This is a genomic window from Ornithinimicrobium kibberense, from assembly GCF_006519705.1.
GTDB classification, from domain to species: Bacteria; Actinomycetota; Actinomycetes; order Actinomycetales; family Dermatophilaceae; genus Ornithinicoccus; species Ornithinicoccus kibberensis.
The window spans coordinates 90,896-113,214 of the sequence record NZ_VFXM01000005.1; the positions used below are offsets into that span (position 1 = coordinate 90,896).

The 22,319-nt window shown below is 73.7% G+C and carries 20 protein-coding genes and 1 riboswitch; of the genes, 3 read left to right on the plus strand and 17 right to left on the minus strand.

Annotated features, from left to right (window positions below):
• Positions 1–7 precede the first annotated feature (7 nt).
• The 8 genes from FJR00_RS05420 to FJR00_RS05455 form a co-directional block, all read right to left on the minus strand.
• Positions 8–421, minus strand: a complete 414-nt coding sequence (locus FJR00_RS05420) for a cytidine deaminase (protein ID WP_141337804.1) — start codon at positions 419–421, stop codon at positions 8–10.
• Positions 422–435: 14 nt separating this feature from the next.
• A complete protein-coding gene (locus FJR00_RS05425; protein ID WP_141337805.1) occupies positions 436–1,743 on the minus strand; it encodes an ABC transporter permease subunit in 1,308 nt (435 codons plus the stop codon).
• Positions 1,740–3,092 (minus strand): ABC transporter permease, encoded by a 1,353-nt coding sequence (locus FJR00_RS05430; protein ID WP_141337806.1) that lies wholly within the window; start codon positions 3,090–3,092, stop codon positions 1,740–1,742. The genes FJR00_RS05425 and FJR00_RS05430 overlap by 4 nt, the downstream gene beginning before the upstream one ends.
• Positions 3,089–4,726, minus strand: a complete 1,638-nt coding sequence (locus tag FJR00_RS05435) for an ABC transporter ATP-binding protein (protein WP_141337807.1) — start codon at positions 4,724–4,726, stop codon at positions 3,089–3,091. Before FJR00_RS05435 ends, FJR00_RS05430 begins: the two co-directional genes overlap by 4 nt.
• 132 nt (positions 4,727–4,858) lie before the next feature.
• Entirely contained in the window at positions 4,859–6,043 is a 1,185-nt protein-coding gene (locus FJR00_RS05440; RefSeq protein ID WP_141337808.1) for a BMP family lipoprotein, read from the minus strand.
• A gap of 145 nt (positions 6,044–6,188) precedes the next feature.
• Positions 6,189–7,379, minus strand: coding sequence for an amidohydrolase (locus FJR00_RS05445; RefSeq protein WP_141337902.1), 1,191 nt, complete (start codon positions 7,377–7,379; stop codon positions 6,189–6,191).
• A gap of 130 nt (positions 7,380–7,509) precedes the next feature.
• Complete coding sequence (locus FJR00_RS05450) at positions 7,510–9,093, minus strand: acyl-CoA mutase large subunit family protein (protein ID WP_141337809.1); 1,584 nt, start codon at positions 9,091–9,093, stop codon at positions 7,510–7,512.
• 46 nt (positions 9,094–9,139) lie between these two features.
• Positions 9,140–10,261: a quinone-dependent dihydroorotate dehydrogenase gene (locus tag FJR00_RS05455; protein WP_141337810.1), complete on the minus strand. Its 1,122-nt coding sequence runs from the start codon at positions 10,259–10,261 to the stop codon at positions 9,140–9,142.
• A gap of 24 nt (positions 10,262–10,285) precedes the next feature.
• Between FJR00_RS05455 and FJR00_RS05460 the strand changes: the two genes are divergently transcribed.
• Together FJR00_RS05460 and FJR00_RS05465 are read left to right on the plus strand one after the other, a co-directional pair.
• The gene (locus FJR00_RS05460; RefSeq protein ID WP_075959076.1) at positions 10,286–11,398 is read left to right on the plus strand and encodes a mannose-1-phosphate guanylyltransferase; all 1,113 of its coding nucleotides are present in this window, start codon (positions 10,286–10,288) and stop codon (positions 11,396–11,398) included.
• Positions 11,399–11,547: 149 nt separating this feature from the next.
• Positions 11,548–12,705: a glycosyltransferase family 4 protein gene (locus FJR00_RS05465; RefSeq protein WP_202876598.1), complete on the plus strand. Its 1,158-nt coding sequence runs from the start codon at positions 11,548–11,550 to the stop codon at positions 12,703–12,705.
• 13 nt (positions 12,706–12,718) lie between these two features.
• On the opposite strand, the gene FJR00_RS05470 is transcribed toward FJR00_RS05465, so the two are convergent.
• The gene (locus FJR00_RS05470) at positions 12,719–13,276 is read right to left on the minus strand and encodes a 2'-5' RNA ligase family protein (protein ID WP_238330324.1); all 558 of its coding nucleotides are present in this window, start codon (positions 13,274–13,276) and stop codon (positions 12,719–12,721) included.
• A gap of 55 nt (positions 13,277–13,331) precedes the next feature.
• Positions 13,332–13,922, minus strand: coding sequence for a LysM peptidoglycan-binding domain-containing protein (locus FJR00_RS05475; protein ID WP_141337811.1), 591 nt, complete (start codon positions 13,920–13,922; stop codon positions 13,332–13,334).
• Positions 13,923–14,172: 250 nt separating this feature from the next.
• Between FJR00_RS05475 and FJR00_RS05480 the strand changes: the two genes are divergently transcribed.
• Complete coding sequence (locus FJR00_RS05480) at positions 14,173–15,165, plus strand: malate dehydrogenase (protein WP_075959077.1); 993 nt, start codon at positions 14,173–14,175, stop codon at positions 15,163–15,165.
• Positions 15,166–15,247: 82 nt separating this feature from the next.
• Here FJR00_RS05480 and FJR00_RS05485 read toward each other — a convergent pair whose 3' ends face one another.
• The 7 genes from FJR00_RS05485 to sucC all read right to left on the minus strand — a co-directional run bounded on the left by FJR00_RS05485 (position 15,248) and on the right by sucC (position 22,298).
• On the minus strand, positions 15,248–15,577 hold the full coding sequence (locus tag FJR00_RS05485; RefSeq protein ID WP_181409507.1) for a DUF3017 domain-containing protein: 330 nt from the start codon (positions 15,575–15,577) through the stop codon (positions 15,248–15,250).
• A complete protein-coding gene (locus FJR00_RS05490; protein ID WP_141337813.1) occupies positions 15,574–16,431 on the minus strand; it encodes a bifunctional methylenetetrahydrofolate dehydrogenase/methenyltetrahydrofolate cyclohydrolase in 858 nt (285 codons plus the stop codon). The genes FJR00_RS05485 and FJR00_RS05490 overlap by 4 nt, the downstream gene beginning before the upstream one ends.
• Positions 16,432–16,453: 22 nt before the next feature.
• A complete protein-coding gene (purH, locus tag FJR00_RS05495; protein ID WP_238330325.1) occupies positions 16,454–18,037 on the minus strand; it encodes a bifunctional phosphoribosylaminoimidazolecarboxamide formyltransferase/IMP cyclohydrolase in 1,584 nt (527 codons plus the stop codon).
• A 30-nt stretch (positions 18,038–18,067) separates the two neighbouring features.
• Positions 18,068–18,145: riboswitch (ZMP/ZTP riboswitch) on the minus strand.
• A 2-nt stretch (positions 18,146–18,147) separates the two neighbouring features.
• Positions 18,148–18,780 carry a phosphoribosylglycinamide formyltransferase gene (gene purN, locus FJR00_RS05500; protein ID WP_238330343.1) on the minus strand — a complete coding sequence of 211 codons (633 nt, stop codon included), beginning with the start codon at positions 18,778–18,780 and terminating at the stop codon, positions 18,148–18,150.
• A 5-nt stretch (positions 18,781–18,785) separates the two neighbouring features.
• Positions 18,786–20,084, minus strand: coding sequence for a cell division protein PerM (locus tag FJR00_RS05505; protein WP_141337815.1), 1,299 nt, complete (start codon positions 20,082–20,084; stop codon positions 18,786–18,788).
• Positions 20,085–20,186: 102 nt separating this feature from the next.
• Positions 20,187–21,077, minus strand: coding sequence for a succinate--CoA ligase subunit alpha (gene sucD, locus FJR00_RS05510; RefSeq protein ID WP_141337816.1), 891 nt, complete (start codon positions 21,075–21,077; stop codon positions 20,187–20,189).
• Positions 21,078–21,116: 39 nt separating this feature from the next.
• Positions 21,117–22,298 carry an ADP-forming succinate--CoA ligase subunit beta gene (gene sucC, locus FJR00_RS05515; protein ID WP_141337817.1) on the minus strand — a complete coding sequence of 394 codons (1,182 nt, stop codon included), beginning with the start codon at positions 22,296–22,298 and terminating at the stop codon, positions 21,117–21,119.
• Positions 22,299–22,319 lie beyond the last annotated feature (21 nt).

Genomic DNA, 22,319 nt, shown 5'->3' on the forward strand with positions numbered 1-22,319 from the left:
CCCCGGGTCAGCGGTCGAGGTGGCCCGGCCCGAAGGCCTGCGGCAGGACCTGCTCCATCGGCAGCACCCCCTCCGGGGTGGCCAGCAGGCACTCCGCGCCGCCGTGCTCCCACAGCAGCTGCCGGCAGCGCCCGCAGGGCATCAGGGCCTGCCCCTCCCGGTCCACGCAGGCCACCGCGACGAGCCGGCCTCCTCCGCCGGCCACCAGCTCGGAGACCATCCCGCACTCGGCGCAGAGGGTGAGTCCGTAGCTGGCGTTCTCCACGTTGCAGCCGGACACGACCCGGCCGTCGTCGACCAGGCCGGCCACGCCGACGGGGTAGCGGGAGTAGGGCACGTAGGCCCGGCCCATCATCTCGACGGCCCGCCGGCGCAGGGCCTCCCAGTCGACCTCGTCCCTCGTGCCTGACCGGTCGGTCATCGCGCTCCTCCTGCTCAGCTCTTGGTGTAGGGGGTGCCGTTGGCGGCCGGCGGGCGGACCCGGCCGACGAAGCCGGCGACGGCGAAGATGGTGATGACGTAGGGCAGCATGAGCAGCAGCTCGGAGGGCACCCCGGAACCGATGGTGGACAGCACGTTGCCCAGGTTCTTGGAGAACCCGAACAGCAGGGCCGCCAGCACCGCCAGCTTGGGGTTCCACTTGCCCAGGATCATCGCCGCGAGGGCGATGTAGCCCTGGCCGGCCGACATCTCCCGCCCGAAGGCCAGGCCGGAGCCGACCGTGAGGAAGGCACCCCCCAGACCGGCGACGGCACCGCCGAGGATGACGTTGAGCACCCGCCGGGTGTTGACCTTGATGCCCACCGTGTCGGCCGCCTTGGGGTGCTCGCCCACGGCCCGGGTGCGCAGGCCCCACCGGCTCCGGAAGAGCATGAACTGCAGCACCGCGACGAGGACGTACACCAGGTACACCAGGATGGTCTGGTCGAACAGGACCGGCCCGACGACGGGAATCTCGGACAGGACCGGAATGGGCAGCCGGGGCAGCGGCATCCGCGTGTTCCACAGCGCCTTGTTGTCCGACATCAGGGTGGAGAAGAGGAAGCCGGTCAGGCCGATGATCAGGGTGTTGAGCACCACGCCCACGATGATCTGGTTGACCCGGTAGGCCACCGCGAACCACGCCAGCAGCGCGCCCACCGCCGCCCCGGCGACCGGCGCCGCGAGCAGGCCGACCCATCCGCTGCCGGCGGCGGAGGCGACCAGGGCCGCGGCGAAGGCACCGAAGAGCAGCTGCCCCTCGATGGCGATGTTGATCACCCCGGAGCGCTCGCAGATGACCCCGGACATGGAGCCGAAGACGAGCGGCACGGACAGCGCCAGCGCCCCCGCCAGGAGCGAGACCATCGGGATGACCGAGGACCGACCCGCCCCGACGTAGGTGAGGAAGGCCGTGATGAAGGCCACCCCCACCAGCACGTGCCACCAGGCGTTCAGCGGCCGCCGGGCCCGGTGCCGCAGGAAGGCCCACACGGCGGCCCCGGCGAGGACGACCGTGAGCAGGACGATGGTCACCAGCGAGGGCACCGGCAGGTTCGGGATCCGGATGAACTCCCCGCCAGAGCCGAACTGGAAGACGGTCTGCACGTCGCTCGGGGTGCCCGGGACGAACACCAGCAGCGACACCAGCGCGGCGAGCGCGTAGACGACGGTCGGCTTCAGGCTCGTCCGGCGTCGGACGGCGGTGCCCCGCCCGGCGGCGGTGGCGCCGGAGGGGGTGGGACGCTCGGTCGTGGTGCTCACGCGGCGGCCTCCTTGACTGCGCGGCGGGACCGTGGTCGGGCCGAGGGTGCGGGTAGACGGAAGATCGTGCGCACCAGCGGCGGGGCCGCGATGAAGAGCACGATGAGCGACTGGACGACCAGCACGATGTCGATCGGGGTCTGCGTCAACGACTGCATGAGGAAGCCGCCGGCCTTGAGCGCGCCGAAGAGCAGCCCGGCGAAGAAGGTGCCCCACGGGCGGGAGCGGCCCAGGAGCGCCACCGTGATCGCGTCGAAGCCGTAGGAGGCGGCCACGCCGGCCGTCAGGGAGCCCTCGGTGCCGAGCACCTGGCCCGTGGCGGCCAGCCCGGCCAGGGCACCGGCCACGACCATGGTGATGATCGTGGTGCGACCCACCGACATGCCCGCCGTCCGGGCCGCCTTGGGGTTCGCGCCGACGGCGCGGATCTCGAAGCCGACGGTCGACCGCTCCAGCAGCCACCAGACGAACACCGTCGCCAGGATGGCCACGACGAAGCCCCAGTGCAGGCGGAAGGTGTTCCCCGGCACCAGCCACTCGGGGATCAGCAGGGGGTAGGTGGCGTCGGCGGACACCGCGGGGCTGCGCTGCCCGGTCCGCCCCGGGTTGAAGGTCGGCTGCCTCAGGATGAAGCTGATGAGGTAGACCGCGATGTAGTTGAGCATGATCGTCACGATCACCTCGTTGGCCCCGAACCGGGCCTTGAGGACGCCGGGGATGCCGCCGTAGACGGCACCGCCGATCGCCCCGCCGAGGATGGCCACGAGCAGGTGGACGACGGGGGGCAGGTCGAAGGCGAAGCCCAGCCAGGCGGCGACGATGGCGCCGACGATGATCTGGCCCTGGGCCCCGATGTTGAACAGGCCGGCACGGAAGCCGACGGCGATGCCCAGGCCCGCGAGGATCAGCGGGACCGAGAAGACCATCGACTCGGTCAACGGCTTGACCATCCCGGCGAAGGTGTCCGACTGCCAGTTGAGGACGGACCCGCGGAACATCGCCACGTAGGCGTCGGTCATGGCGGTCCACCCGGCGGAGAGCATGTCGGCGGGCCGGGAGAAGAAGTAGCCGGACGCGGCCCGGGTCTCCTCGTCGGCGAAGGCGATGAGCAGGCCGCCGATGAGGAGGGCGAGCACGACGGCCAGCACCGACATCAGCGCGTTGCCGGACAGGATCTGCTGCAGCACGCCCGGGCGGTCCTCGTCCCGGTGGGTGGGACCCTCCTGCGAGGGCCCCTCCGGGGAGGCGGACGCGGACTGCACGTCCCCGGTCTCGGCGGGGGGCGCGGCAGCCGCCGCCTGCTCGTTGGGGGCGTCGGTGTCGTCGTGGGGGCTCGGGTGGTCGGTCACGGCCGCTCCTCCGGGCTCGCTGGGTCGGGGGTATGAGGTGTCTCGGCGGCTGCTGCAGGGGCCCGCGGAGTCTCCGCGCGGTCGGCCTCGCCGAGGACCGAGTGGTGCTCGGCGGCCTGACGGCGCGCGTCCTCCATGGGCACGCCGGCCATCATCAGCCCGAGCATGTCGCGGTCGGCGTCCGCCCCGTCGACCACGCCCACGATGCGCCCGCGGTACATCACCGCGATCCGGTCGGCCAGGCCGAGCACCTCGTCCAGCTCGGTGGAGACGATGATGCAGGGGGTGCCCTGGTCGCGCTCGCGCACGACCCGGGTGTGCACGAACTCGATGGAACCCACGTCCAGGCCACGGGTCGGCTGGGAGGCGACGAGCAGCCGGAGCGGACGGGACATCTCCCGGGCCAGGACCACCTTCTGGGCGTTGCCGCCGGAGAGCGTGGAGATCGGGTCCTGCACGTCGGTGTAGCGCACGTCGAACTCGTCGGCGCGACGGACGGCGTTCTCGGCCACCTTGGTCGGGCTCATCGTGACCCCGCGGGCGAAGTCCGGGGTGTCGTAGATGTCGAGGACGAGGTTCTCGGCGATGGTGAAGCTGGAGATGACGCCGTCGGTGGAGCGGTCCTCCGGCACGAACCCGATGCCGGCCCGCAGGCGGTCGCGCACGCCCGTCCCGCCCAGCTCGGTGCCGTCGAGCACCATCCGCCCGGAGTCGACCTCCTCCAGCCCGAGGATCGCCTCGGCCAGCTCGGTCTGCCCGTTGCCCTGCACGCCGGCGATGCACAGGATCTCCCCGGCGCGCACCTCGAAGGAGATGTCGTCGACGAGGACGTTGCCGGCCGGGCTCACGACGGTGAGGTCCTCGACCACGAAGGCCGGCCCGCCCGGGGTGGCCGGATCCTTGTCGACGGTGAGGCTGACCGAGCGTCCGACCATCATCGAGGCCAGCTCGGTCTCGGTGGAGCTGGGGCTGGCCTCGCCGACGACCTTGCCCCGCCGGATGACGGTGATCTTGTCGGCGACGGCGCGCACCTCGCGCAGCTTGTGGGTGATGAAGACGATGGAGGTGCCCGCCTCCTTGAGCTCCCCCATGATGCCGATGAGCTCGTCGGTCTCCTGGGGGGTGAGCACGGCCGTGGGCTCGTCGAGGATGAGCACCTTCGCGTCCCGGGAGAGCGCCTTGATGATCTCGACCCGCTGCTGGACCCCCACCGGGAGGTCCTCGATCAGCGCGTCCGGGTCGACGTGGAAGCCGAACCGCTCGGAGATCTCCGTCACCCGCTGGCGGGCCCGGTCGAGGTCGAGGACCCCGCCGGGTCCGGCCGGCTCGTAGCCCAGGGCGACGGACTCGGCGACCGTGAACACGGGCACGAGCATGAAGTGCTGGTGGACCATGCCGATGCCGGCGGCGACCGCGTCGCCGGGTCCCTTGAACCGGACCTGCTCACCGTCGAGCAGGATCTCCCCGCCGTCGGGGTCGTAGAGACCGTAGAGGACGTTCATCAGGGTGCTCTTGCCGGCCCCGTTCTCGCCGAGGAGGGCGTGGATCTCGCCCGGCTCGACGACGAGGTCGATGTGGTCGTTGGCGACCAGGGGGCCGAACACCTTGGTGATGCCCCGCAGTTCCAGCTTCATCGCGTGGTGCCTTCGCGTCGTTGGCGGTGGGAGTGGCAGGTGGGCGACGCCGCAGCGGCCCGACCCTGGGGGCCGGGCCGCTGCACGTCCGCGGGTGGCTGCGGCGGGACCTGCCCGCCGCAGCTCACCAGGTCACTGCGGAGCGTTCGGCGTCTCGATGGTCAGCTCGCCGGAGATGATCTGCTCCTCGTAGGCGTCGATGACCTCGTTGAGGGGCATCTCCTCGCCGTCGGGGCCGACGGCGGTCTTCTCGGCCACCGCGTCCTCGAAGTCGTGGTACGGCGCCAGGCCGACCCCGTCGTTCTCCAGCGTCCCGACGTAGGGCTCGTTGGTGAAACCGCCCTCGTAGGTCTGGGCGATGGTGTCCTCCACGGCCGGGCCGATCTGCTTCATGACCGAGGTCAGCATGATGTCGGAGTACTCCGAGGCGGTCAGGTAGCCGTCCGAGTCGACCCAGACGATCTTGACGCCGTCCTCGTCCGAGGCGGCCGCGGCCGCGCCGAGACCGACGGGGCCCGCGACCGGCATGATGACGTCGGCGCCCTGGGCGATGAACTGGTCGGTCAGGGTCTGGCCCTGCGCCTGGTTCTCGAAGTCGCCGGAGAAGGAGCCGTCCTGCGCCTCCTTGTCCCAGCCGAGCAGCTGCACCTCGGCGTCGTTGTCCTCGTTGTACTTGTCCACGCCGTCGGCGAACCCGTCCATGAAGATTGCGACGGACGGCAGCTGGATGCCGCCGAAGGTGGCGACGGTGCCGGTCTCGGACATCCCCGCGGCCAGGTAGCCGGCCAGGAAGCTGGCCTCGGCGGTGTTGAACAGGATGGGCTTGGCGTTGTCCAGCTCCACCGGCTCGAAGTTCTCGTCGCTGAAGGCCGAGTCGATGAGCGCGAAGTTGGTGTCGGGGTTCTGCTCCGCCGCCTCCTGGATGGCGTCCTCGAGGAGGAAGCCGACCCCGATGGTCAGGTTGCAGCCCTGGCTGACCAGGTTCTGCACGTTGCTGGCGTAGTCGGCGTCGGACTGGGACTCGACCTCGGTGGTCTCGATGCCCAGGGACTCCGCGGCCGCGTCCAGGCCCTCCTTGCCCGACTGGTTGAACGACTGGTCGTCGAAGCCTCCCGAGTCGGAGACCATGCAGGCCTGGAAGTCCTCCGCGCCGCCGGCGGCCGCGCCGTCGTCCGTCGCAGCGGTGTCGTCGGTGGCACCAGCACCGGAGTCGTTGTTGGTCGTACCGGTGTCGTTGTCCTCCGGTGCCTCGCCGCAGGCGGTGAGGGCCAGGGAGGCGGCGGCACCCAGGGCCGCGAGCTTCAGAACCCGACGCACGGGGTCCTCCTTTGTCAGCTGAATGGGGTTTGTGCAGTCCTGATGGTATCTCCCCCTCGAACCTGCCGGTGTCCCCGGTGCCGGCCGAAGGGTCCACCGTCCGTGGGGGCGGTCGGGCGGGGTCCGTCCGGCCCTGGGCGGAGGCTCAGACCAGCCCGTCGGGCCCCACCGAGGTGAGCACGCTGCCGGCCAGCACCTGCGCCGCCACGACCACCGCACGCTCGTCGACGACGAGGTCGCCCTGGTGCAGCTCGTGGGTCTGCCCGCCGGGCGTGCGGGTCCCGAGCCGGGCCATCGCACCCGGGACCTGGGTGAGGTACCAGCCCAGGTCCTCCCCGCCCATGGACTGCTTGGTGGGCACGACCGCGTGCGGCCCCAGCAGGGTCATCGCCGCCCTGGACAGGGCCACCACGGCGTCGTTGTCGTTGTCCACCGGAGGGACGCCCTTGACGTAGGTGACCTCCGCACCCACCCCGTAGGGCGCCACCACCGAGCGCACGATCTCCTCGATGAGCGGCCCGGTGCTGTGCCAGGCCTCGGCGTCGAGGATGCGCAGCGTGCCGGTGCACTCGGCGCGGGTGGGGATGATGTTGGGCGCCGAGCCCGAGCGGACCATGCCCCACACGAGGGTGGCACCGTCCCGGGGGTCGAGCCGGCGGGAGAGCACGGCCGGCACCTCGGTGACCACCTTGCCCAGGGCGTAGGTCAGGTCCTGGGTCAGGTGCGGGCGGGAGGTGTGCCCGCCGCGGCCGGTGAGCGCGACGTGCACCGAGTCGGAGGCCGCGGTGATCGGCCCCACGCGCAGCCCGACCGTGCCCACGTCGATGGAGGGGTCGCAGTGGACGGCCAGCAGCCGGTCGACCCCGTCGAGGCCGCCGTGCTCCATGACGGCGTGGGCGCCGCCCGGGATGGTCTCCTCGGCGGGCTGGAACAGCAGCCGCACCCCGATCTGGCGGCGCACCAGCTCGTCCTCGACCGCCTTGAGGGCCAGCCCCGCGCCCAGGACCCCGACGGTGTGGACGTCGTGGCCGCACGCGTGGCAGACGCCCTGCGTGCGGGAGGCGAACGGCAGCCCGGTCGCCTCCTCCAGCGGAAGGGCGTCCAGGTCCGCCCGCAGGGCGACCCGCACCCGTGGGTCGGGGTCCCCGAGGTCGGCCACCGCACCGGTCCCCGGGAGCGGGGTCACGCTCACCCCGGCGTCGGTGAGGACGTCCGTGACGAGGGCGGTGGTGCGCAGCTCGTGCCAGCTCAGCTCGGGCTGCTGGTGCACGAGGCGACGCAGCTCCAGCAGCCGGTCGGCCAGGTCCTCCACGTGCCGTCCGACCGTCTCCACGATCCCGGGACCCTCCTGGGGGCTCCAGGGGTCGTCGACGGGACGGGTGCGGCGGGCGGTGGGGGTCGTCACGGAAGGCCTCACCTCGGTCGGCGTCGGGTGGTCGACCACCCAGGGTACAACCCCCTCCGGCTCAGAACGTCTCCCGCGGGACGTGCTGGCCCCACACGTCCCGGAGGGCGTCGGCGACCTCGCCGCCGGTGGCCCTGGCGGCGAGCGCCGCCCGCATGGGGGGCAGGACGTTGTCCGTCCCCTCCGCGGCGGTCCGCAGGTCGGCCAGGGCACGCTCGACCGCGCTCCCGTCACGGTCCGCGCGCAGCCGCTCCAGCCGCTGCGCCTGCGCGGCCTCGATGGCGGGGTCGACCCGGAGCGGTTCGTAGCGCTCGTGCTCCTCGACGGTGAACCGGTTCTGGCCCACCACGACCCGCTCCCCGGAGTCGATCTGGAGGGCGTTGTCGTAGGCGGACCGCTCGATCTCGCTCTTCTGGAAGCCCTGCTCGATGGCGTGCACCGCCCCCCCGCGGTCGTCCACCGCCTGCATGAGGGCCAGCACCGCCTCCTCCAGGTCGTCGGTCAACGACTCGACGACGTAGGACCCGGCGAAGGGGTCGACGGTCCTGGTGACGTCGGTCTCGTGGGCGAGCACCTGCTGGGTGCGCAGCGCCAGGCGGGCGGCCTTGGCGGTCGGCAGGGCGATGGCCTCGTCGAAGGAGTTGGTGTGCAGCGACTGGGTACCGCCGAGGACGGCGCCCAGCCCCTGCAGGGCCACCCGGACGAGGTTGATCTCCGGCTGCTGGGCGGTCAGCTGCACCCCGGCGGTCTGGGTGTGGAAGCGCAGCATCATCGACTTGGGGTTCTGGGCGCCGAACTCCTCCTTCATCATGCGGGCCCAGATGCGGCGCGCCGCACGGAACTTGGCGACCTCCTCCAGCAGCGTGGTGCGGGCGACGAAGAAGAAGGAGAGCCGGGGGGCGAAGTCGTCGACGGCCAGGCCGGCGTCCAGCGCCGCCTGGACGTAGGCCTTGGCGTTGGCCAGGGTGAAGGCGACCTCCTGCACGGGCGTCGCCCCGGCCTCGGCCATGTGGTAGCCGGAGATGGAGATCGTGTTCCAGCGCGGGATCTCCCGGTGGCAGTACGCGAAGATGTTGCTGATCAGCCGGAGCGACTCGGCCGGCGGGTAGATGTAGGTGCCCCGGGCGATGTACTCCTTGAGCACGTCGTTCTGGATCGTCCCGGTCAGCTGCGCGGCGGGGATGCCGTTGCCCTCGGCCACGAGCTGGTACATCAGCAGCAGCGAGGCGGCCGGGGCGTTGATCGTCATCGAGGTGGACACCTCGTCCAGCGGCAGCCCGTCGAAGAGCACCTGCATGTCCTCGACCGAGTCGATCGCCACCCCGACCTTGCCGACCTCGCCGGAGGCCAGGGGATGGTCGGAGTCGTAGCCCATCTGGGTGGGCAGGTCGAAGGCGACCGAGAGCCCGCCGGTGCCGTTGGCCACCAGCTCCTTGTAGCGGGCGTTGGACTCGGCCGCGGTGCCGAAGCCGGCGTACTGCCGCATGGTCCACGGACGCCCGGTGTACATGCTGGGGTAGACCCCGCGGGTGAACGGGTAGGCCCCCGGCTCCCCCAGCTGCACGGCGGGGTCGAAGCCGTCCAGGTCCTCGGGCCCGTAACGGGCCTTGATCGGCAGTCCGGACTCGGTCGTCGCCTCTGACATGCCCCCAGCCTACTGTCGCCGCGTGCTCACCCCGGGAGGGGTTCGGTCAGGCCCCCGCCCCCGCCGGCCCGGTCGCCCGCACCGCCTCGCCGAGCAGTCCCGGCCCGGCGTAGACCAGACCGGTGTAGAGCTGCACCAGGCCCGCCCCCGCGTCGAGCATCGCCCGGGCGTCGTCGGCCGTCATGATCCCCCCGACCCCGACGACCGGCAGATCGGTGCGGGCCACCACGTGGGCGACCACCTCGCGGGCCCGCCGGGTCAGGGGTGCCCCGGAGAGCCCCCCGGCCTCGGCCCGGGCCAGCTGCTGCTCCGCCTGGACGACCCCGTCCCGGGAGAGGGTGGTGTTCGTGGCGATGACGCCCGCCACGCCTGCTCCCGTGGCCACCTCGAGCGCCTCGTCGAGGGCCGGGTCGGCGAGGTCGGGGGCCAGCTTGACCAGGACCGGGGTGCCGCCCGCGGCACGGACCACCTCGGTGAGCAGCTCCCTCAACGGTCCGGCGTCCTGCAGCGAGCGCAGGCCCGGGGTGTTGGGGCTGGAGACGTTGACGGCCAGGTAGTCGGCCAGGCCGTCGAGGGCGGCCACCGAGGTGAGGTAGTCGCCGACGGCCTCCCCGACGGGCGTGACCTTGCTCTTGCCGATGCTCACCCCCACCGGCAGGTCCACCAGGCCGGCCTCGCGCGCGGCCCGCAGCCGCCGGGCCAGCGCGTGCACCCCGTCGTTGTTGAACCCCATCCGGTTGATCACCGCACCCGAGCGGGGCAGCCGGAACAGGCGCGGCCGGGGGTTGCCCGGCTGCGGCAGCGCGGTCACCGTGCCCAGCTCCACGTGGCCGAACCCCAGCGCCCCCCAGGTGGCCACGGCCCGGCCGTCCTTGTCCAGGCCGGCCGCCAGGCCCACCCGGTGGCGCATCCGCAGGCCGAGGAGCTCGACCGGCGCGGCGCCGGGGCCCAGGCCGCCCACGGCATACCCCGCGAGGGTCGTCAGCGCCCGCGTGGGCGCGGTGGCCCCCAGCCCCTGGGCGACGGCGACGGTCGCGTGGTGGGCCCGTTCGGCGTCCAGCCGCCACAGCAGCGGACGCACCACCCGCCGGTATGCCGTGCCCGCGGCGGTGGCGGCGCCACCGGGCACGGCGGTGGACACGGCGCTCGGACCCGGGGACGCTGGCATGCCGTCAACCCTAGACTGGCCCTCATGCCCTCCCCGGACCAGGCAGGTGACCCTGTGCGCGACCTCACCGCCGTCGTCCCCGCCGGGGGGTCGGGGACGCGGCTGTGGCCGCTGTCGCGGTCGTCCTCGCCGAAGTTCCTGCACGACCTCACCGGCTCGGGACGCTCCCTGCTGCAGGGCACGGTGGACCGGCTGGAGCCCCTGGTGGGCGACCGGGTGATGGTGGTGACCGGGACCCGGCACGCCGACGCGGTCCGCGCCCAGCTCCCGGACCTCCGGCCGGAGAACCTGCTCGTGGAGCCCTCGCCCCGGGACTCGATGCCGGCGATCGGCCTGGCCGCCGCCGTCCTGGAGCGCCGGGACCCCGGGGCGGTCCTGGGGTCCTTCGCCGCCGACCACGTCATCGGCGAGCCGGACGTGTTCCGCGAGCGGGTGCGGCAGGCGGTCCACGCCGCCCGGCAGGGGCTGCTCGTCACGCTCGGCATCACCCCCACCTCGCCCGCGACCGGGTTCGGCTACGTGCGGGTCGGTGGCGAGCTCGCGGTCGAGGACGCCCCGGACGTGCGCCACGTCGAGGCGTTCGTGGAGAAGCCGGACGCCGAGCTGGCCGCGGAGTACCTCGCCTCGGGCCGCTACCTGTGGAACGCGGGGATGTTCGTCGTCCGGGCGGGCACCCTGCTGGACCTCCTGGAGCAGCAGCAGCCGCGGATGGTGCAGACCCTGCGGGAGGTGGCCGCCGACCCGTCCTCCATCGCGGAGCGGTGGGACTCGCTGACGAGGATCTCGATCGACCACGCCGTCGCCGAGCCGGCCGCCGCCGCCGGGCACGTCGCCGTCGTGCCGGCACCGTTCACGTGGGACGACGTCGGCGACTTCGCCTCCCTGGCCTCCCTGCTGCCGGAGTCGGCCGGCCGTCCCGGCCTGCACGTGCTGGGCCCCGAGGACCTCGTCCTCGCCGAGGGCTCGACCGGGGTCGTGGCCCCACGCGCCGGGCGCACGGTGGTCACCCTCGGGATGCAGGACGTCGTCGTGGTGGACACCCCCGACGCCCTGCTGGTGACCACCGCCCGCCACTGCCAGGACGTCAAGGGCCTCGTGGAGACGCTGCGCCGCACCGGCAGGGAGGAGCTGACCTGACCGGCACCACCGGACCGTCCTCCCCGGCACCGCCCAGGTGGCGCGGGCGGCTCCGCGACGGCCTGGGTCACCCGCTGCTCACCCGACGCTCACCCGACGCACACCCCACGGTCGCCCCCGGCACACCCGCCTCGCCCACCCTGGAGCATGTGCGGGTGGCCATCGTGACCGAGTCGTTCCTGCCGGCGCTCAACGGGGTGACGACCAGCGTGTGCAAGATCCTGGAGAACCTCCGGGCCGGCGGCCACGAGGCCCTCGTCGTCGCCCCCGGCACCAGCCCGTGGAGCCCCACGGCCACCCCCGAGTGGTACGCCGGGTTCCCGGTGCACCCGGTGACCAGCGTCCCGGTGCGCCAGTTCCGGGTGGGGCTGCCCTCCTACGAGCTGGAGACCGTGCTGCACCGCTTCGCCCCGGACGTCGTGCACGTCTCCTCCCCCTTCGTCCTGGGCGTCCGTGGCCTGACGGCCGCCCGCGCCCTGGGGCTGCCCTCGGTCGCGGTCTACCAGACCGACATGCCCTCCTACATCCGCCAGCACTCCGGCCCGGCCGGCGACCTGACCTCCCGGGCCGCCTGGCGGTGGATCCGCCGGATCCACCAGCAGGCGGACCTCACGCTGGCCCCGTCCACGGCGGCGCTGCACGACCTGGCCGACCACGACGTCCCGCGGGTGGCCCTGTGGGGACGCGGGGTGGACGCGGACCTCTTCCACCCGGCGCGGGCGGCCGACGAGCAGACCCGGGCGCTGCGGGCACGGCTGGCGCCGCACGGGGAGGTGCTGCTGGGCTACGTCGGGCGGCTGGCGCCCGAGAAGGAGCTGCACCGCCTGGCCGAGCTGGACGACCTGCCGGGCACCCGGCTGGTCCTGGTCGGGGAGGGGCCCAGCCGGGAGCAGCTGGCCGAGCTGCTGCCGGGCGCGGCGTTCCTCGGCCGGCAGGAGGGCATCGACCTGGCCCGGGCCTACGCCGCCTTCGACGTGTTCGTGCACACCGGCACGCGGGAGACCTTCGGCCAGACGCTGCAGGAGGCGGCCGCCGCCGGACTCCCGGTGGTCGCCCCGGCCCGGGGCGGCCCGCTGGACCTCGTCGAGGACGGCCGCACCGGCGCCCTCTTCGACCCCGACCTGCCCGGCGCGGTGCGGGCCGCCGTCGAGAGCCTGCTCGTCGGGCCGGACGCCGCCGACCGCCGCGCGCGGACGGGGGCTGCGGGGCGGACGCTGGTGGTGGGACGCTCCTGGCCGGCCCTGGTGGAGGAGCTGCTGGGCCACTACGGCCGGGTGGTGTCGGAGGCCGCGCACGCGGCCGCCTGACCGTCGAGGGGACTCAGTCCGTGAGCAGGAAGTCCTCGACGACCTGCCAGATGCCGTCGCCGCCGTGGAGGTAGAGCCGGAAGCTGGTGGCGGCGAAGGTGCACGAGAACGCGGCCAGGTCGTTGAAGGCGCGGTCGAGCACCTCGGGGGGGCGGTCGTGCGAGATCGTCACGTGCGGGTGGTAGGGGTACTCCAGCCCCCGGGCCACCGGTCCGTCACGCACGTCCCGCTCCAGCCGCTCGCAGCTGGACACGCCCTGCGCCACCTGCACGAAGACGACGTCGGAGACCGGGCGGAAGGTCCCGGTGCCCCGCAGGATCACGGTGAACGGGTCGTGCGCACGGGCCACCTCGGCCAGGTGCCGGCGCAGCGGGGCCACCTGGTCGGGGGTGACCGGCGTCGGGGGCAGGAGGGTGATGTGGGTGGGGATGTTGACCGCCCCCGGCTCCCCGTAGTCCTGCCGCAGCCGCTGCAGGTGCCTGCCCCACGGCTCTGGGACGGGCAGGGCCACCCCCACGACGGGGGATGCGGGCACGTGCATCGTCGGGCCGGCGGCTCCGGGGGCGGACACGCGCCTCACCATACCCGTGGCCGGTGCGCGGGCCCGCCCCGCGCCCGGGGCGGGCTCAGCCCGCCGGGACCTTGAACACCTGGCCGGGGTAGATCAGCTCCGGGTTGTCCAGGTTGTTCAGCCGCGCCATCTCCTCCGCATCCACCCCGTAGCGCTGGGCGATGCCGGCGAGGGTGTCCCCCGGCTGCACCGTGTGGGTCCGCTGCTGCGCCGCCTTCGTCTCCTCGGCCCGCTGCTCGGCGACGTCCGACCGGTGCTCGGCGGCCTGCTGCTCGGCGGCGGCCTGCTGGTCGACCGCCGCGCGCTCGGCGTCGGCCTCCGCCCGGGCGGCCTCCTTCTGGGCCTTCGCCTCCGCCTGGGCGACCTGCTTGCCGGCCTCGGCCTCGGTCTCGGCGGCCTCCTTCTTCGCCTCGTCGGCCAGCCGCTGCTTGGTGGTGGCGTCCTCGGCGGTCATGCTGTCGTCCGGGTCGTCCGCCTGGCGGGCGGCCTCGTCGGCCTCGCGCTGCGCCTCGTCCGCCTTGGCCCGCGCCTCCGCGGTGACCCGGTCGGCCTCCTCCCGCGCCTCCCGGGCGCGCTCGCGGGCGCTCTCGGCCCGAGCCTCGTCCGAGCCGGTCAGCGCGTCCTTGACCTTGTCGAAAAATCCCATGGTCCGCTCCTTCCACCGGTGCGGGGTGGGGTGGTCGCCACCCCCGGGTGTCCCGTCCGGTCCGAGCGCCACGCTAACCGGCGGGACCCACCCTCGCCACCGGTGGACGCGGAGCCCCCGGGACGCCCGCATCCGGCTCCACCGCCCCGGTGCGCCGGTGCTAGCGTCGGACCGACGGGACCGCAGCCGCCCGGGTTCGGGCCTGCGGGTCCCGGCACGACCCCATACCCGAGGAAAGGGCACCCCCCTCATGAACGCTCCCGTCAAGGTCGCCGTCACCGGCGCCGCCGGCCAGATCGGCTACAGCCTCCTGTTCCGCATCGCCTCGGGCGAGCTCCTGGGCAAGGACACCCCTGTCGAGCTGCGGCTGCTGGAGATCACCCCGGCGCTGAAGACCCTGGAGGGGGTCGTCATGGAGCTGGACGACTGCGCCTTCCCCACCCTCGCCGGCATCGAGATCGGCGACGACCCGAACGTCGTCTTCGACGGCGCCAACGTCGCGCTGCTCGTCGGGGCACGTCCGCGGAGCAAGGGGATGGAGCGGGGCGACCTGCTGGAGGCCAACGGCGCGATCTTCACCGCGCAGGGGCGGGCCCTCAACGACCACGCCGCCGACGACATCCGCGTGACCGTCACCGGCAACCCGGCCAACACCAACGCGCTCATCGCCCGCAGCAACGCCCCCGACATCCCGGCCGAGCGGTTCACCGCCCTCACCCGGCTCGACCACAACCGGGCCATCGCCCAGCTGGCGGCCAAGGTCGGTGCCCCGGTCACCGACGTCACGCACATGACGATCTGGGGCAACCACTCGGCCACCCAGTACCCCGACCTGTTCCACGCCAAGGTCGCGGGGCGCAACGCCGCCGAGGCGGTGGGCGACGACGGCCGCGAGTGGCTGGAGAACACCTTCATCCCGACCGTCGCCAAGCGCGGCGCCGCGATCATCGAGGCGCGGGGCTCCTCCTCGGCCGCCTCCGCCGCGTCGGCGACGATCGACCACACCCGTGACTGGCTGCTCGGCTCGGCCGAGGGCGACTGGGTCTCGATGGCGGTCACCTCGGACGGGTCCTACGGCGTGGCCGAGGGCCTCATCAGCTCCTTCCCCGTGACCACGCGGGACGGCGGTTACGAGATCGTCCAGGGGCTGGACATCGACGACTTCTCCAGGGGCCGGATCGACGCCTCCGTGGCCGAGCTCGCCGAGGAGCGCGACGCGGTCACCCAGCTCGGCCTCGTCTGAGCTCCGCCCCCCGACCGCCCGGGCGGTCAGCACGGGCCCCTCCCCGCCGGGGAGGGGCCCGTCGTCGTCGCGGGGCCCGCGCTCAGCGCAGGCGCAGCGTGGCGGCCAGCACCGCGACCGCCAGCCCGAGCGTGGCCAGGGTCGCCGCGTCCAGCCAGCGGGACCGCACGGCCAGCCCTCCGACCGCGGCGTCCGGCAGCAGCGCCCGGGCGAGCGCGAGGACCCCCATGGTGCCGCCGACGGCATACCCGTAGGCCCGCAGGTTCTCGGTGACCAGGAGCACGGCGGCCACGGCCAGCCCGAGCACCCCCGCGCCCCACCACGGCCCCAGCGCCTGGTGGGGCGCGGCCGCCCGGCGCTCGGCCTCGGGGTCGTCCTCGAGCGGACCCCCGCCGGCCGCTCCCGGCGTCACGCCGGGCCGGTGCCGGCGGACCGCTCGGCGGCCTCCACCACGTTGCGCAGCAGCATCGCCCGGGTCATCGGCCCGGCGCCGCCCGGGTTCGGCGAGAGCCAGCCGGCGACCTCGGCGACGTCCGGGTGGACGTCGCCGGCGATCTTCCCGTCCCGGCGGGCCACCCCGACGTCGAGGACCGCGGCCCCCGGACGGACCATGTCCGGGGTGACCAGGTCGGGGACGCCCGCGGCGGCCACGACGACGTCCGCCCGGCGGGTGTGGGCGGCCAGGTCACGGGTCCCGGTGTGGCACAGCGTGACCGTGGCGTTCTCCGAGCGGCGCGACAGGATCAGGCCCAGCGGCCGGCCGACGGTCAGCCCGCGGCCGACGACGACGACCTCCGCACCGTCCAGGGGCACGTCGTAGCGTCGCAGCAGCTCCACCACCCCGACCGGGGTGCAGGGCAGCGGCGCCGGCTCCCCCAGGACGAGGGAGCCCAGGTTGAACGGGTGCAGACCGTCCACGTCCTTGACCGGGTGGACCCGGGAGAGGATCGCGAACTCGTCGAGCCCGGTCGGCTGCTGCACGAGGAAGGCGGTGCAGGCCGGGTCGGCGTTGAGCTCGTCGACCACCCCGAGCACGTCCTCCAGCGACGACCCGGCCGGCAGGTCGCGCCGGATGCTGGCCACCCCGATCTCCGCGCAGTCGCGGTGCTTGGCACCCACGTACCAGGTGCTGGCGGGGTCGTCGCCGACCAGCACCGTGCCCAGCCCGGGGACGACACCTGCCTCGGCCAGGGCCTCGACCCTGGTCCGCAGCTCGTCCTTGATCGTGGCCAGGACGGCCTTGCCGTCCAGGATCGTGGCGCTCATGGGCCCGAGTGTAGGGGCTGGCTCAGTGGGCGAAGTGGCGGGTGCCGGTGAAGTACATGGTCGCCCCCGCGGCCTCCGCCGCGGCGACGACCTCCTCGTCCCGGATCGACCCGCCCGGCGCGACGACGGCGCGCACCCCGGCGTCCAGGAGGACCTGCAGGCCGTCGGCGAAGGGGAAGAAGGCGTCGGAGGCGGCGACCGAGCCGGCGGCGCGCTCCCCCGCCCGGTCCACCGCGAGGTGGCAGGAGTCCACCCGGTTGACCTGGCCCATGCCGATGCCCACGCTGGCGCCGTCGGCGGCCAGCAGGATCGCGTTCGACTTGGTCGCCCGCACCGCGCGCCAGGCGAACTGGAGGTCGGCCAGCGTGGCCTCGTCCGCGGGGCGGCCGCTGACCAGCCGCCAGCGGGAGGCGTCGTCCCCGCCGTCGTCGACGACCGCGTCCACCGTGTCGACGGACTGCATCAGCAGGCCCCCGGAGACCGGCCGGGTCTCCACCCCCCCGCGGGCGGGCGGGGCGACGCGCAGCAGCCGTAGGTTCTTCTTCCTCCCCAGCAGCTCCAGGGCCTCCGGCTCGAAGTCGGGCGCGAGCACGACCTCGGTGAAGACGTCCTCGAGCTGCTCGGCCATCGCCGCGGTGACGGGCCGGTTCGCCGCGACGATGCCGCCGAAGGCCGACACCGGGTCGCACGCGTGCGCCCGGCGGTGGGCCTGGGCCACGTCCTCCCCGACGGCGATGCCGCAGGGGTTGGCGTGCTTGACGATCGCCACCGTCGGCCGGTCGCCGTGGTCGTGGGCGGCCCGCCACGCCGCGTCGGCGTCGACGTAGTTGTTGTACGACATCTCCTTGCCGCCCAGCTGCTCCGCCTGGGCCAGGCCGGGCGTCGTCCGGAAGCCGTCGGCGTAGATCGCCGCCCGCTGGTGGGGGTTCTCGCCGTAGCGCAGCACCGCCCTGCGCTCCCAGGTCCCCCCGACCCAGGCCGGGAACCCGGTGCCGTCGGAGGTGTCGGCGACGACGTCGCCCATCCAGGAGGCGACGTGCACGTCGTAGGTGGCGGTGTGGACGAACGCCTCGGCCGCCAGGCGGCGGCGCTCGTCCAGGGTGAAGCCGCCGCCGGCGACCCCGTCGAGCACCTGCGGGTATGCCGTGGGGCTGGTCACCACGGCCACGCTGCGGTGGTTCTTCGCCGCGGCGCGGACCATCGACGGCCCGCCGATGTCGATCTGCTCGACGCACTCGTCCTGACCGGCGCCGGAGGCCACCGTCTCGGCGAAGGGGTAGAGGTTGCACACGACGAGGTCGAAGGCCTCCACCCCCAGCTCCTCGAGCTGGGCGACGTGGTCGGGGTTGGCGGTGTCCGCCAGGATGCCGGCGTGCACCCGCGGGTGCAGGGTCTTGACCCTCCCGTCGAGGCACTCGGGGAAGCCGGTCAGCTCCTCGACCCGGGTGACCGGCGCCCCGGCGGCCTCGATGCGCGCGGCGGTGGAGCCGGTGGAGACGATGGCCACGCCCGCGGCGTGCAGGCCGCGGGCGAGGTCCTCCAGCCCGGCCTTGTCGTAGACGGAGACGAGCGCGCGGCGGACGGGTCGGCGGTCGGGAACGGTCACGGAGGTTCTCCTCGCGGTCGGACGGATCGGTGCGGGCACCCAGGCGGGCGATGCCCACGAACGTCACTCCCCGGTGGTGGTCCACCTGCGCCAGTCGTGTGGCGGCCAGTCTAGGGGTGCCTGCGGGTCTCGTGGCCAGGGTCCCGCAGCAGCCGCGGGAGCTCCTCCACGAGCATGGCCCGCTCCACCGTCTTGATCCGCTCGTGCAGGGACCCCTCGGTGTCCGACGCGTGCACCTCCACGGCACGCTGGGCGATGACCGGACCGGTGTCGACGCCCGCGTCGACCTCGTGCAGGGTGCAGCCGGTCACCGTGACCCCGGCAGCCAGGGCGTCGCGGACGGCGTGCGCGCCGGGGAAGCTGGGCAGCAGCGCCGGGTGGGTGTTGACCACCGTGAACCGGTCGAGCACCTGCGGACCGAGGATCTTCATGAACCCGGCGGAGACCACCAGGTCGGGCGCGTGCCGCGCGAGGGCCGCCGCCAGCGCCCCGTCCCAGGCGGCCCGGTCGGCATGGTCGGCCAGCCGCACCACGAACGTGGGGACCCCCGCCCGCTCCGCGCGCTCCAGCCCCAGGATGCCGTCCCGGTCCGCACCGACGGCCACGACCTCCACCCCGTAGCCCGGGTCGGCGCAGGCGTCGAGGACGGCCTGCAGGAGGGTGCCGGACCCGGACACCAGCACGACGACCCGGGCCGGCTCCCCCGCCACGGGCCGGACGGGCGACGGGCCGGGCTCGGGCACCGTGCTCACCGCCGGGCCGGGCCCCGGCCGCCGAGCAGGTGCCGCACCGTCACGACGAGCACCGCCCCGGCAGCCACCTGGGCGCCGAGCAGACCCGCGAAGCGCCACGGGAGGACACCCACGGTGCCGAGCAGCCCGGGCGTCAGACCGCCCGTGGAGAGCCAGCCGAGCAGCAGGGCCACCCCGGCCACGAGGAGGGCTCCGACGAGGGCGGTGCGGGCCTTGGTCCACCAGGTGGACAGCCGCGGGGCGGCGCCGACGACCCGGTGCCCGAGCCACCCGCCGGCGACCAGGGGCACGAGCGCCATGGCCCACAGCCCCGGCGGCAGCACCCCCGGCTCGGGCAGGGCACCGAGCACGGGCAGCAGGGGCAGGTCGCCCGGGGTGGACTCGGCCCAGCCGACGTGGACGGTGCCGACGTGCACCCCGGCCCCGGCGAGCCACGCCACGGCCCAGACCATGAGGTTGGGCAGGACGAGCAGCTGGGCCAGGGTCAGTACGGCGGTGCCGACCCAGCCGGCGTCCAGCGCGGCGTAGAGGGCCAGGACCCGGTCGCCCCGCATGAGCAGCAGACCGAGCACCATGAGGAAGGCCACCGCGGTGAACCCGACGACGACCTCCACGGCCGGCGCCACGGCCCGGCGCACACTCGCCGGGGTGCGGCGCGTCGTCCAGCGCAGCCCGGCGTCCACGACCGGGTGGTCGGCCCGACGGTGCTCGGCCCACCACACCCACAGCACCGCCAGGGCGGGCACCAGCAGCGCCCCGGGCACGAGGCTCGGCAACCACACCGGGGCCAGCCCGAAGCTGGCGGTGTGGGCAAGCAGCAGGGCCGCGACGGCATACCCCAGCACGAAGGCGAGCGCCTCGTCGCCGCCGAGCGCGTGCCAGGCGGCCCGCCAGCCACCGATCCGGGGGACGCGTGCGCGCAGGTCGGTGCGGGCGAGCACCACCTGGTGCGCGGCGTAGGCGCAGACGCCCACGAGCAGGAAGGTCAGGGCCAGGGGGGCCAGCACGACGTCGGTGCCGTCGGCGCGCACCTCGGCCCGGTGCGCCAGGGCCCACACGTCGACGGAGGCGCCCAGCGTCTGCCAGAACGAGGCGGTGCTGCGCTCGTCCGCGACCCAGGTCACCACCGTGGGGACGGCGACCGCGATGGCGCCCAGCAGCACGCAGGCCGCCCCGGACAGGACGGACAGCAGCAGCCCGAGAACCCGCCCCGCCGTCAATCCCCGGGGACGGGGGGCGGGGCCGTCGTGGCGGTCGGGGTCGGGGACGGTGTCCGGGCGCTGCAGCACAGTCATGGCGGGTCCATCGTCGCGCGCCGCGACGGGGCACGGTGGCAGGCGCGCCGACGGGCGGCCCCGGGGAGGGACCGCCCGTCGCGCGCCGGTGCCGGAGGCGGGTCAGTCCAGCCCGGCCACGATCTCCCGCATGAGCCGCGCCGTCTCCGAGGGGGTCTTGCCGACCTTGACGCCGGCGGCCTCGAGGGCCTCCTTCTTGGCCTGCGCCGTCCCGGAGGAGCCGGAGACGATGGCGCCGGCGTGCCCCATCGTCTTGCCCTCCGGGGCGGTGAAGCCGGCCACGTAGCCCACGACGGGCTTGGTGACGTTGGCCTTGATGTAGTCCGCGGCACGCTCCTCCGCGTCGCCGCCGATCTCCCCGATCATGACGATCGCGTCCGTCTCCGGGTCGTCCTGGAAGGCCTGGAGGCAGTCGATGTGGGTGGTCCCGATGATCGGGTCGCCCCCGATGCCGACGGCCGTGGAGAAGCCGATGTCACGCAACTCGTACATCATCTGGTAGGTCAGCGTGCCGGACTTGGACACCAGGCCGATCCGGCCGGGGCCGGCGATGTCGGCCGGGATGATGCCGGCGTTGGACATCCCCGGGCTGATCAGCCCCGGGCAGTTGGGGCCCACGATGCGGGTGGTGCCCTTGTCGCGGGCGTAGGCCCAGAACTCGGCCGTGTCGCGGACCGCGATGCCCTCGGTGATGACGACGAGGAGCGGCATGCCGGCGTCGACCGCCTCGACCACCGCGTCCTTCGCGAACTTCGGCGGGACGAAGACGACGGACACGTTCGCGCCGGTCGCCTCCATCGCCTCGGCCACGGAGCCGAAGACGGGCACGGTGGCGCCGCCCTGGAACTCGACCTCGGTGCCGGCCTTGCGGGGGTTGACCCCGCCGACCACCTGGGTGCCGGAGGCCAGCATCCGCTGGGTGTGCTTCATGCCCTCGGAGCCGGTCATGCCCTGGACGATGACCTTGGAGCTGTCGTCGAGGAAGATTGCCATAGGAGTCTCTGATCCTTCGTTCGTGGTCTCGTCGGGGGCTTACTTGGCGGCCAGCTCGGCGGCGCTGCGGGCGGCGCCGTCCATGGTCTCCTCGATGGTCACGAGGGGGTGGTTGGCCTCGGCGAGGATCCGGCGGCCCTCCTCCACGTTGTTGCCGTCGAGGCGCACGACGAGGGGCTTGGTCTCCTCGTCGCCCAGCATCTCCAGGGCCTTGACGATGCCGTTGGCGACCGCGTCGCAGGAGGTGATGCCGCCGAAGACGTTGACGAAGACCGACCTGACCTGGTCGTCGCCGAGGATGACGTGCAGGCCGTTGGCCATGACCTCGGCGGAGGCGCCGCCCCCGATGTCGAGGAAGTTGGCCGGCCTGGCCTTGCCGCCGGTGAACTCCTCGCCGGCGTAGGCCACGACGTCCAGGGTGGACATGACCAGCCCGGCACCGTTGCCGATGATGCCGACGTTGCCGTCCAGCTTGACGTAGTTGAGGTCCAGCTCCTTGGCCTGCGCCTCCAGCGGGTCGGTGGCCCCCTTGTCCTCCAGCTCGGCGTGGTGCGGCTGGCGGAAGTCGGCGTTGGCGTCCAGGGTCACCTTGCCGTCGAGGGCGACGATCTGGCCCTCCTCGGTCTTGACGAGGGGGTTGACCTCCACGAGCGTGGCGTCCTCGTCCCGGTACACGGTCCACAGCTTCTGCAGCACCGGCACGATCTTCTCGCCGGTCTCGGCGTCGAAGCCGGCCTGCTCGACGATCTCGCGGGCCTTGGCCTCGTCGATCCCGCTGTTGGCGTCGACCTCGACCCGGGCCAGCGCCTCGGGGCGCTCGACCGCGAGCTGCTCGATCTCCACGCCGCCCTCCTTGGAGCACATGGCCAGCAGCGAGCGGTTGGCGCGGTCCAGCAGGACGGAGAAGTAGTACTCCTCGGCGATGCGGGCGCCCTGGGCGATCATCACGCGGTGGACGGTGTGCCCCTTGATGTCCATCCCGAGGATCGCCTCGGCGGCCGCGCGGGCCTCCTCGGCGCTCTTGGCGACCTTGACGCCCCCGGCCTTGCCGCGACCGCCGGTCTTGACCTGGGCCTTGACGACGGTGACGCCGCCCGAGTCCTCACCGATCCGCCGGGCGGCCTCGTACGCCTCCTCCGGGGTGTCGGCGGTGGCACCGGCCAGCACGGGGACGCCGTGCTTCTCGAACATGTCGCGTGCTTGGTACTCGAACAGATCCACGAGTCAGCTTCCCATCGTGTG